Genomic DNA, 11,141 nt, shown 5'->3' with positions numbered 1-11,141 from the left:
GCGGACGGCAGGATTCACGAGGTCACGGGGAGGAACGATGAACGAGACGGAACACCAGGGCGTACCGGCGGGCGGACCGTCCGGCGGACCGGACGCGCTGCCGGATCTGCTGGGGCTCGACCTGGAGTCGCTGCGGACACTGGACCATCCGGTGCTCGCCGAGGTGGTCGCGGATCTGCGCGGGCGGGCCGAGCAGCCGCGGGAAATGCTGTGGGGGTTCACCAACGCCTTCTGACGCCGCACGATTTCGGTCCGGGGCCCGGTTGAACAGGACATCGTGGTGAGGCACACGTTTGCCCGTACGACAGGCCAGGGATACTCGCCTCGGGACGGCGACGGGGGCCGTGCCGGAGGATGTGAACGGCGCGGGGGTGCGGGAGTGTCTCGACAGGCGACGCCGAAACCGCTCCCGGGCACCGAGAGCGGCCGACTTCCCTTCTCCTTCGGGCAGTTCATCGTCAAGGTGCACGGCCGCTGCAATCTCGCCTGCCGCTACTGCTACCTGTACGAGGGCCCCGACCGCACCTGGCGCGACCGGCCGGCCGCCGCCGCGCCCGCCGTCCTGGACCGCACCGCGCACCGCATCGCCGAACACGCGGCGGACCACGGACTGCGGGACCTCGCGCTCGTCCTGCACGGCGGCGAACCCCTCCTGGCGGGCGCCGACCGGCTGGCCGCCTTCGCCGACCGGGTACGCGCCCTGACGCCCGACGGCTGCACCGTCCACACCACCGTCCAGACCAACGCCACCCTCCTCACCGAGAGCCGCGTCGCCACGCTCGCCCGGCACGGCATACGCATCGGCGTCAGCCTCGACGGCGGCCGGCCCGCCCACAACAGCCGGCGCACCGACCACGCCGGACGCCCCTCCTGGCCCGCCGCCTCGCGCGGCACCCGGCTCCTCGCCGACCGGCACCCCGAGGCCTACGCGGGCATCCTCACCGTCGTCGACCCGGACACCGACCCCGTCGAGATGTACGAGTCGCTGCTCGAACTGCGCCCCCCGGCCCTGGACCTGCTGCTCCCGCACGGCAACTGGACGACCCCGCCACCGGGCCTGCCGGTCACCGGGCCCGGCCGTCCGACCCCGTACGGCGACTGGCTCACCACCGTCTTCGACCGCTGGTGGCGCACCGGACGGCGGGAGACCCGGATCCGGCTCTTCGAGGAGTGCATCGCCCTGCTGCTGGGCCTGCCCGGCGCCACCGAGTCCCTCGGCCTCGACCCGGTCGACGCGATCGTGATCGAGACGGACGGGACGATCGAACAGGTCGACTCCCTCAAGTCCGCCTACGACACGGCCGCTGCCACCGGCCTCGACGTCTTCCGCCACACCTTCGACGACGCCCTGCGCCACCCCGGCGTCGCCGCCCGCCGGGGTGGCGCCGACGCACTCGCCGCAGCCTGCCGGGCCTGCCCGCTGCTGAGCGTCTGCGGGGGCGGCCACTACGCACACCGCTACCGCGCGGAGAACGGCTTCGCCAACCCGTCCGTCTACTGCGCGGACCTCGAACGGCTGGTACGCCACATCGCCGCCCGGCTGTCCGACGCAACCGCAGGAGAACGCCGATGATCCCCCCACTCCCGGACCACATGCTGCGCCAACTGGGCCGCACCGAGGGCGACTCCGAGACCCTTCGCGTCCTCGTGCGCGATCAGGACACCCACCGGCTCCTCCTGCTGCGAGCCCTGCTCGACGCGGCCGAGGCGGCCCCCACGGCCATCTGCCCGCCCCGGGCGCTCGACCGCCTGCGCCAGGACTGGGCGCTGCTGGAGACGGCCGAGCGCACCGACCGGACCGCCGTACGCGCCGTCCTGCTCCACCCCCTCATCGGTCCCTGGGCACAACGCTGCCTGCGCGGCCTCTCCGCCACCGGCCCCGGACCCGGACCCGAACTCCGCGCCGACCTGGACCACTTGAGCGCCCTGGCCGCAGCGGCCGCGATCCGTGCCGGAATCCCGTTCACGACCCGCCTCACCGCACACGACGGGCTCCTGTCCCTGCCCACCCTGGGCGCGCTGCGCACACCGTCCGAGGAGATCGACATCACCTTCCACGAGGGTGAGGTGACGATGTATCAGGGCGTGAGTGAGCCACCCCTCTCTGCGCACACGCAGCCGGACGGCACGACCGGTTCGGCCGACCCGCGCTGGCTGCCGGTGTTCGCCCTGCCCGCAGTGCAGTCCGGCACCGGCCCGGTACCCCTGGACGACGTCGACCCGTACCGCACCGACGGCAGCGGACTCCAGCCGCACGGACTGAGCGCGGCCACCCACATCGACGACCACGAACGCAAGGCGTGGGCCGAGTCCTGGGCCGGAGTGACACCCCTGCTCGCCATCGGCGGCGAGCACCGCCTCACCGAGGCGGCGGTCCTGCTGCGCTGCCTGGTCCCGCTCGGCCCGCCGCCCGGCTCCGGGCCGGTGGGGGAGAGCGCGGCACATTGCAGCGGCACCAGGCGCGAGGCGTTCGGCGCCGTCCTCAGCAGCAAGCCGGCCACCCCCGCCTACTTCGCCTCCACCCTCGTCCACGAACTCCAGCACACCAAGCTGTCCGCGCTCAGTGCCCTCGTGCCGCTGCACCACGAGGGACCGGAACCCCGCCACTTCGCACCTTGGCGCTCCGATCCCCGCCCCTTCGACGGCCTGCTCCAGGGCGCCTACTCGCACATCGCGCTCGCCGACTACTGGCAGCGGTTCGCGCTCGCCGCGCGGCGCGTCACCCACCGCGACCTGGCCTGGGCCGAGCACGCCCGCTGCCGCGAACAGGTCGGGGCGGTCCTGCCCGTGCTGGCCGGATCGGCGGCACTGACCCGAGAAGGCCGGGTGCTGGTCAACGAGATGATCACGCTCTACCACCGTCTGGACGATTGCCCGCCTCCAACGGGGCACCTCGCGCGCGCGGAGGCATACGTGGCCACCGCCAAGGTGATATGGCAGCAGAGGAACGGCTCGCACAGGCCGTGAAGGACCCCGGGATTGTCCGCCGGAACGACCATGCTCCGGTGTATGTTGACAAGGCTCGAATCGAGGCAGGGAGACGGTTGAATGCCCGGAACGCGTAGGCAAGTTGGAGCAACCGGGGCGCAAACCGTCACCATCAGTTTCGCCGGGTTCAACCGCGCCTGGGCGACATGGATCGGGGACCGCCTGGAGCGGCGCGGGGTGACGGTGGTCCAGCAGCGCTGGGACCCTCCGGTGGAGGTCCCGCTGGAGGATTCGCTGCGCGATCTGACGCTCTCCCGGGGCCGGGTGCTGGTGGTCCTCAGCGACTGGTACTTCCAGCTCGGCCCGCGCGGTCACGAGGAGTGGAACAGGGCGCTGCGCGAGGTCGTCGCCCCCGACCCCGACCGCTTCGCCGCCGTCTGCGTCACCACCTCCGCACTCCCCGGTGCCACCTCGGCCCTCGCCGCGGCCGACCTGACCAATGTCGGGGCCGAGGAGGCCGAGCGGCGGCTCCTGGTGCGCCTGGGCCTGCCCACCGACCCGTTGCCCGAGCCCGTCGAGGCCAGGCAGGGGCCGCGGTATCCGGCCGACACCCCCGAGGTGTGGGGCGGGGTGCCTCGCCGCAACACCCGGTTCACCGGCCGAGAGGCGCTGCTCAGCAAGGCGTACCAGGCCCTCCAGGACGCCGGACCCGGTGCCGGGGTCGTGACCCTGCACGGCATGTCCGGTGTGGGCAAGACCCAACTGGCCGCGGAGTACGTCTACCGGTTCGGCTCGGAGTACGACGTCGTGTGGTGGGTGCCCGCCGACCGCCGCGCCCTCTACCGCCAGAAGCTCGCCGAACTCGCCCCCGAACTGGGCCTGTCCACGGGTGCCGAGTACGGGGAGCGGCTGCGCGCGGTCCGCGACGCGCTGCGCCGCGGCGAACCGCACTCCCACTGGCTGCTGGTGCTGGACGGCGCGGACGAGCCCGAACACATCTGGGACCTGGTGCCGACCGGCCCCGGGCACGTCCTGATCACCTCCCGCAACCCGGAGTGGAGCGAGCACAACAGCAACCTCGTCGAGGTCCCGGTCTACGAACGCGACGAGTCGGTCGCCTTCATCCGCCGCCGCGCACCACGCCTGACCCCGAACGACGCCGACCAGCTGGCCGAGGCCCTCGAAGACCTCCCGCTGCTCCTGGACCAGACGGCCGGCTGGCTCAACGACTCCGACATGTCCGTCGAGGAGTACATCGAACTCCTCGAAGGCGGCATCGACCAGGACGTCGTCAAGGTCTCCGCCGACTTCCCGCTCGCCTTCCAGACCGCCTGGTCGATACTGCTGAACAAGCTCAAGGAAACCGTCCCGGAATCCGTCGACCTGCTGCGCCTGTGCAGCTTCTTCGCACCCGGCTCCATCCCCGTGCGACTGCTGAGGGAACTGCCTCCCGGCGAACTGCCGGAACAGCTCTCCGGCCTGATGAACGACCCGCTGCTGTGGAACAAGGCGATCGGCCAGCTCCGCCAGTACTCCGTGGTCCGCCTGGAGTCCCACGAGATGGCCGGCGAGGAGGCGTCGTCCGGCGAATCGCTCTACATGCACCGCATGGTCCACCAGATCGTCGGCAAGGACATGCCGGAACGCGACCGCCACGAGTTCATCGACGTGGTCCGCAGGGCCCTCGCCGCCGCGGACCCCGGCCGCCCCACCGACACCCGGCTGTGGCCCGCCTACGCCGAGATCACCCCGCACCTGAAGTGGGCCGACGTACTCAACAGCACCGACCCGGCCGTTCACACCCTGGTGCTCAACTGCCTGCGCTACATGTACCTCTCCGGCGAGTACCGGGCCGGCATCAAGCTGGGCCGGCGCGCCATGAAGGCCTGGCGGGAACTCCTGGGCGAGGACCACCCCAGGGTCTGGGACCTCAGCTACAACTACGCGAACGTGCTGCGGGCCGTCGGCGACTACGCCGGCACGGAAGCCATCGAACGCGCCGCCGTCGACCACCTCCGCGCCGAACGCGGCGCCCAGGACCTGGAACACCTCCGTGCCGCCGGCGGCCTCGCCGCCGACCTGCGGGGTCTGGGCCGGTATGACGAGGCACTGGAGATGTCGGCCTGGATTCTCGCTGCCTACCGCGAACTCCTGGGCGACCAGGACTCGCGCACGCTGAGCGCGCAGAACAACCTGGGTACCTCGCTGCGCCTGCTGGGCCGGTACGAGGAAGCACTCGATCTCAACCGCCGCACCCTGGACGCCCGCCGTCAGCTGTTGCGGCCGCGTCACGGCTGGACGCTCTACTCCGAGATCAACTACGCCACCGACCTGCGCCTGCTCGGCCGCTACAGCGACGCCCTCTCGCTCCAGAACCAGAGCGTCCGGGTGCACCGGCTGGTCATGGGCCCCGACAACCCGCAGACCCTGCGCGCCGAGCACAATCTCGCGCTCTGCCAGTACCGCTCGGGCGAGCGTGCCAGGGCCGCGACGCTGTTCACCCGGGTTCTCGAACGAAGCGAGCGGGTGCTCGGCGAGATCGACCCGCTGACCATGATGTTCGCGGCGAGCCAGAGTTTCTTCGCCCGCGAGCACGCCGACATCGACCAGGCCAGGGCCATAAGCGAGAAGGTGGTCGACGGCTATGTGGAGATGCTCGGCGAGGAACATCCGTACGTGGCGGGAACCCGTGCCAATCACGCCCTGATCCTCCGCAACGTGGGTGAACGCGACCACGCGCACGCCCTGTTGGAGGAGGCGCTCGCCGGCATGACGCGAGCAGTGGGGGAGCACCACCCCTGGACCCTGGGCTGCGCGGTGAACGCCTCGGCGCTGCGCAACCTGGTGGGCGACCCGGAATCCGCGGCCGCGCTGACGGACGCGGTCATCGCCAGGGCCACCGAGGTCCTCGGCCGGACCCACCCGCTGACCCTCTCCGCACGCATCGCACACGCCGCGGACCTGCGCGGCATCCGTGACCGCGAGCGCGCGGACAAGGTCGAGCGGGAGGCATTGGGCGACCTGGCCGCGACACTGGGCGCCCAGCACGTCCACACGGTCTCGGCCCGCTCCCGCAACCGTCCGTACTGGGACTTCGAGCCGCAGATGATCTGATTCGTTTCAGGAAAGGCTCTCGATAAGTGAATGACCGTCAGTATCCTTTCCGGACACGTCAGTTGTGATGCAACAGGGGGGGCGAATGACGGTCATCGTCGGGTCCGCGACACCGGGGGAGGGCGACCCGATCCCGGTCGTCGTGGATGCTGAGGCATTCGCGACGGAACCGGCGCCGACCGGAGACGCCGAATCCTTCTACAACTCCGGGGACACCAGGGGCGGCGCCGACGCCGCCCGGCGCGTTCTGACCGGCGCCGGGGACCTGTACGGCGACGGACTCGATCTGGCGCGACGTTGCGCCGCCCAGGCGATGCGTCGGCTCGGGGACCTCGGTGAGGGGATGCGGCCCGACGAGATCGAGCTCCAGGTCGGGATCACCTTCGAGGCCGGTATGGCGGCCGTGGTGAAGGCCGGTGCCGAGGCGCAGATCCAGGTCACCTTCCGCTGGCAGCCCGGCAACGAGGGGCAGGCCACTGCCACGGCGACACCCTCATGAGCGAGCCACAGTCCCGGGCCGCCGCCCCGGCACCCCGGGTGCCGATCCTCCCGTACAGCCGGATCGTCGGGCAGGAGGACCTCAAGCTGGCCCTGGAGCTCAACTTCATCGCCCCGAGGATCGGCGGGGTGCTGATCGCCGGGCAGCGGGGCACCGCCAAATCCACCGTGGTCCGCGCCTTCGCGCTGATGTCCGGCGGCGAACTGCCCGTCACGCTCCCGATCAACGCGACCGACGACCGGGTGGTCGGCGGCTGGGAACTGGACTCGCTGATGCGGGGCGTGGCGAAGCCGCAGCCCGGCCTGCTCGAAGAGGCCGACAGAAAAGGACTGCTGTACATCGACGAGGTCAACCTGTTGGACGACCACCTCGTCAACATCATCCTGGACGTCGTCTCCACCGGTGTGCTGTCCATCCAGCGCGAGGGCATCGACCTGGCCAGGCAGCTGACGTTCGGACTCGTCGGCACCATGAACCCCGAAGAGGGCAGCCTGCGGGCCCAGCTGCTCGACCGCTTCGGCCTGATGGTGGCGGCGTCCGAGCTGGACCTCGACGAGCGCCGGCGGATGATCACGACCGTGCTCACCTTCGAGGAGGAACTGGAGGCCGAGGACTCCGCCTGGCTGCGCGCCGCACAGGACGAGGACGACACACTGCGTACCGCGCTTCTGGAGGCGAGGGACCGGCTGAAGGACATCCGGCTCGACGAGAGCGTGAGCGGGCTCTGTGCCGAGGCGGCGGAACTGCTGGGCGCGATCGGGCAGCGCGGTGACCTCCTCGTGGCGAAGACAGCCCGTGCGCTGGCCGCACGGGACGGGCACCGGCAGGTCGAACCCGACCACGTCCGCCGGGTGCTGCCGCTGGCCCTGCGCCATCGCAGACCGGAATCCGCCCACGGCGCCGCCCTCACCTGGGGGCCGGACGAGGACGACCGCGTCAGCGCCCTCTTCGGCTGAGCCGCCGATGTCCGCATCCTTACCCCGGCCCCTGCCCGCCTCGGACGCCGACGAACTCCCCCGGCGACTGCTCACCGCACTGGTCTGCGCCGCCGTCGAGCCCGGACTGCCCGGGGTGCTGCTGTTCGACCTCCCCGACGCGCACCTCGCCACCGTCGCCGCCGTCCTCGACCGGCTGCTCGCCGGTCCCACCGGTACGCCCGTCCCCCGCACTGCCCTCACCGCCGCCACCACGGACGAGGACCTGTGGTCACGGCCCCGGGTGAGCCGCGGTCCGCACGGCATCGACTTCGCCCTGGACCCCGGACCGCTCACCGAACCCGTGCCCGGTCCGTCCCTCGTCGTCGTCCCCGACCTCGCCAGGCTCAGCGTGCCGGGGAAGCGAGCTGCCGTACAGCTCCTCGGCGCCGATGTCGCCACCGTCGAACAATCCGGGCTGCGCCGCCGCTGGCGGCCGGCGGCCCGCTGGCTGGCCGTCTGCCGTACGGAGGACGTCCCACGCGTCTCCCCGCACCTCCTGGACCGCTTCCCGCTCCGCCTCACCGTCCCCGAACTGCGCATCCGGCCGGGTGACACCCCGCTCGGTCCCCTCCCGGCCACCTGGACCCAGGCCCTGGACCGGGCCCGCTCCACCGGGCCCCGGACGCCCCTCCACCCCGCCGACGACTTCGCCGCCCGGGTCCTGGAACTCCTCGACGACCAGGACGGCACCGGCCAGCGCAGAGCCCTCGCCCTGTCCCGGACCGCCCGCGCCCTGGCCCGCCTCGACGGCGCCGAACGCATCACGGCCGACCACGCCGAAGCGGCCGCCCGCCTCCTCCGCCTGCGTGGCGCCCGGCGCCCGTCCGCCGAACCCCCTCCCGGGCCCGACACCGTCGACACCGCGCGGGCCGGGGCCCGCATCCTCCCCGGACCCTGGCCCGACCGGCGCCCCGCGCCCGGCACGCCCGTCCTGGAACCCGGACCCGCCGAGCGCATCGGGTCGGGACGCGCGGCCGGCCCCTGGCCGACCACCGACACCCCGTACCCGGAAGACACCGCCGGACCGCCGCCGGAGGACTCGCCCCTGCGCACCCCGGCCCGGCGCACCACCGGCCCCCGGGCCGCGCGCGGCCCCGTCGTCGGGGTACGCCCCGCCCGGGACCTGTGGGACCTGGCGCCCGTGCGCACGGCGATGGAAGCGGCCAAGTACCGGGCGGTACGGGACCGGAGCGCGCGCCTGGTGATCCTGCCGGGCGATCTGCGCGGGTACGTCCGGGCACCGGAACCGGTCCGGATGCTCACCCTCGTCCTGGACCACACCTGCCGCGAGGACTGGGACTGGCACGCGGCACTCGACCCGTTCCTGCAATGGGCGTATGTCACCCGCGCCCCGGTGCATGTGGTCGAAGTCGGCGGGCGCGGGGCACCGAACGAGGTACGGGCCGAGTCCTTCACCGCCCTGTCCACCCGCTCCCCGCGGATCGCCGCGGCTCTGGCCCGGCAGCCCGGCCGGGCCACCCCGCTCGCCCACGGACTGCAGCTGGCCGAACAGACCCTGCGCCGGGCCTTCCGGCACCACCGCGCGGGCCTGGTGGAAGCGCTGCTGGTCGTGGTGACCGACGGGCGCGGCAACGTCCCGCTCGCCGCGAGCCGGCGCGGCGCGGCCGGACGCGGTGCCGTGGGCCGCACCGGGATCGACGACGCGCTCGCCGCGGCCGGCCGGATCAGCGGCATGGACCGGACCCGGCTGCACAGCCTGGTCATCGACCCGGGACGGCAGCCGTACCCGGAGCTTCCCCATCTGCTGGCCGAGGCCCTCGACGGCAGAGTGGTCATGGGCAGGCCGGAGCACGAGGCGGCCGACCGTGGGCGGTGAATCCGCGGGGCTCCGCCGCCTGCTGGAGAACTCCGTGGCCACCGGCCGACGGCTGGCCAGGACCCCCGTACCGGCCGGGGTGCGCACCGGACTGCGCGAACGGCTCGGGCTCACGGAGGCCGACGCCGACAGCCGGCCCCCGCCGCACACCGCCCGCATCACGGTCGTCCCGCACCACGAATGCCACGGCGGCGCCCAGGCATTCGGCGTCAGCGCCTGGTGCGAAGGCATCCCCCCGTTCCCGTACACCACCGGGCCGACCCAGCTGCGCCCCACCGGCATCGGTCTGGGCAACGCCCTGGGCGACGGCCCCGCCCCCTCCCAACTGCTCCGCGACATCCGGCACTGGTCCCACAACCAGCGGCGGCTCGCCGCCTGGATCAACCGGGCCCGTGCGGTGCACGGCGACGCGCTCCAGGTCACCATCCACGACGACACCGGCTACGAGATTCCCTGGGAGGCGTTCTGGCTGCCGGCCGACCCGGCCGTCGGGCTGGGGGAAGGGCTGCTCGGAGCCCTCGTCGCGGTCACCCGGTGGCTCACCATCCGCAGCACCGAACTGGTGCTGCCCGAAGCGTCCGTGTCGGCCGCGGGCGATGTGCTCGGCTACTACTTCCACGACGCGCGCCCGGCCCGCCCGTACCGCGACGGAGTACGGCACATCCATGACATGCGGGCCGACATGGCGGTCTTCCAGGGGTACGCGCACCGCCCGCACCTGACGATCGACGGCTTCCTCGACGAGCTCGACGGATGTCCGGCCGATCCCGTCGGCCTCGTCTACATGGCGGCCCACGGCACCTACGACGACCGGGTCGACGCGCTCACTCTCGCCGAGGTGACCTGGGCCGAGTACGACGACCGCCCGATGACGGTGCTCGACAAGGACCACTCGATGGTCTGTCTCAACGCCTGCCACTCGGCCAGGTTCGTCCGCAACACCGGGCTGGGGGAGACGGACCTGCGGGGTTTCGCCGAACTCTTCCTCCGCAAGGGCGCCGGAGGCTGCGTCGTCGCGGCCGGACAGGTCGGCGACAGCGAGGCACGCGAACTCATCGGGCAACTCGTCGGCATCCTGGCGGCCGAACCCTGGCGGCCGGTCGCCGACTCGCTGCGCCTCTTCCGGGCCCGCGCGCTGGACGAGTTCGGCCCCTTGACGAACCTGCCGCGCACCCTCCACGAAGGACGGTTGAACGTGGACGGACAGAGGCCCGTCCTGCGTCTGCTGTACAGCCTCATGTTCCAGTACTACGGGCATCCGCTCAGCACGCTCAGTCTCAGCGGACCACGCCCCGGCACGGCGACGGGCGGGGAAGGGGACGCACGGTGAACGGCGACGATCCGACCCTGCTCATCGAACCCGTCGTCAGCCGGCCCCGCGAGGCCGAGGCCGGGTGCGCCTACCTCGTCACCGTCGACCTGCGCGGTCCGCTCGGGCCGCAGGGCGAGGAGGACCCGGGCGCCTGGCCGTACCAGGACGAGGAGCTGACCTTCACCGTCGCGCTGGACGGGGGACGGCACTTCGTCTGCGAGGTGCTCGACGACCCCGCGCTCGTACTGCACCGCTACGGGGGCACGTACGGCCCGGCCCGGTTCGTCGTCACCGCGGGCCGGGCCACCGGGCCCGCCGAGCTGTGGCTGACCCTCACCAACCAGTGGGGGACGCCGGTCCGTAAGGCCGCCCTGCCCTGCCGGATCACCCGGCAGGCGGAGGGCGCCCCGGACGACGTCGTCGCGGTCCTCGGATACGTCCCCGCCCAGCCACCCGCCTCCGAGGACCCGGAAC

8 protein-coding genes are annotated in these 11,141 nt (G+C 72.6%); all 8 read left to right on the top strand.

Features of this window, described 5'->3' with window-relative positions:
* The first annotated feature begins 37 nt into the window (after positions 1-37).
* The gene (gene fxsA, locus BT364_RS04505; protein ID WP_072483777.1) at positions 38-235 is read left to right on the top strand and encodes an FxSxx-COOH cyclophane-containing RiPP peptide; all 198 of its coding nucleotides are present in this window, start codon (positions 38-40) and stop codon (positions 233-235) included.
* A gap of 144 nt (positions 236-379) precedes the next feature.
* On the top strand, positions 380-1,573 hold the full coding sequence (locus BT364_RS04500; RefSeq protein ID WP_079179314.1) for an FxsB family cyclophane-forming radical SAM/SPASM peptide maturase: 1,194 nt from the start codon (positions 380-382) through the stop codon (positions 1,571-1,573).
* The gene (locus tag BT364_RS04495; protein ID WP_072483776.1) at positions 1,570-2,967 is read left to right on the top strand and encodes an aKG-HExxH-type peptide beta-hydroxylase; all 1,398 of its coding nucleotides are present in this window, start codon (positions 1,570-1,572) and stop codon (positions 2,965-2,967) included. The genes BT364_RS04500 and BT364_RS04495 overlap by 4 nt, the downstream gene beginning before the upstream one ends.
* 81 nt (positions 2,968-3,048) lie before the next feature.
* Positions 3,049-6,042, top strand: coding sequence for an FxSxx-COOH system tetratricopeptide repeat protein (gene fxsT / locus BT364_RS04490; protein WP_072483775.1), 2,994 nt, complete (start codon positions 3,049-3,051; stop codon positions 6,040-6,042).
* 85 nt (positions 6,043-6,127) lie between these two features.
* The gene (locus tag BT364_RS04485) at positions 6,128-6,541 is read left to right on the top strand and encodes a CU044_2847 family protein (protein WP_072483774.1); all 414 of its coding nucleotides are present in this window, start codon (positions 6,128-6,130) and stop codon (positions 6,539-6,541) included.
* Positions 6,538-7,497, top strand: a complete 960-nt coding sequence (locus BT364_RS04480; protein WP_072483773.1) for a magnesium chelatase ATPase subunit I — start codon at positions 6,538-6,540, stop codon at positions 7,495-7,497. The genes BT364_RS04485 and BT364_RS04480 overlap by 4 nt, the downstream gene beginning before the upstream one ends.
* Positions 7,498-7,504: 7 nt before the next feature.
* Positions 7,505-9,355, top strand: coding sequence for a hypothetical protein (locus tag BT364_RS04475; RefSeq protein WP_072483772.1), 1,851 nt, complete (start codon positions 7,505-7,507; stop codon positions 9,353-9,355).
* The gene (locus BT364_RS04470) at positions 9,345-10,685 is read left to right on the top strand and encodes a CHAT domain-containing protein (protein ID WP_072483771.1); all 1,341 of its coding nucleotides are present in this window, start codon (positions 9,345-9,347) and stop codon (positions 10,683-10,685) included. Before BT364_RS04475 ends, BT364_RS04470 begins: the two co-directional genes overlap by 11 nt.
* Positions 10,686-11,141: the final 456 nt, after the last annotated feature.

It is taken from the genome of Streptomyces atratus, from assembly GCF_900119365.1.
In the GTDB taxonomy this organism is placed as follows: Bacteria; Actinomycetota; Actinomycetes; order Streptomycetales; family Streptomycetaceae; genus Streptomyces; species Streptomyces atratus_B.
This window is presented reverse-complemented; position numbering and strand designations above follow the sequence as displayed.

What these genes read in the sequence shown, in the direction of transcription:
- fxsA (WP_072483777.1), top strand. Translation starts at nt 38, where the DNA reads ATGAACGAGACGGAACACCAGGGCGTACCGGCGGGCGGACCGTCCGGC.
- BT364_RS04495 (WP_072483776.1), top strand. Translation starts at nt 1,570, where the DNA reads ATGATCCCCCCACTCCCGGACCACATGCTGCGCCAACTGGGCCGCACC.
- fxsT (WP_072483775.1), top strand. Translation starts at nt 3,049, where the DNA reads ATGCCCGGAACGCGTAGGCAAGTTGGAGCAACCGGGGCGCAAACCGTC.
- BT364_RS04485 (WP_072483774.1), top strand. Translation starts at nt 6,128, where the DNA reads ATGACGGTCATCGTCGGGTCCGCGACACCGGGGGAGGGCGACCCGATC.
- BT364_RS04480 (WP_072483773.1), top strand. Translation starts at nt 6,538, where the DNA reads ATGAGCGAGCCACAGTCCCGGGCCGCCGCCCCGGCACCCCGGGTGCCG.
- BT364_RS04475 (WP_072483772.1), top strand. Translation starts at nt 7,505, where the DNA reads ATGTCCGCATCCTTACCCCGGCCCCTGCCCGCCTCGGACGCCGACGAA.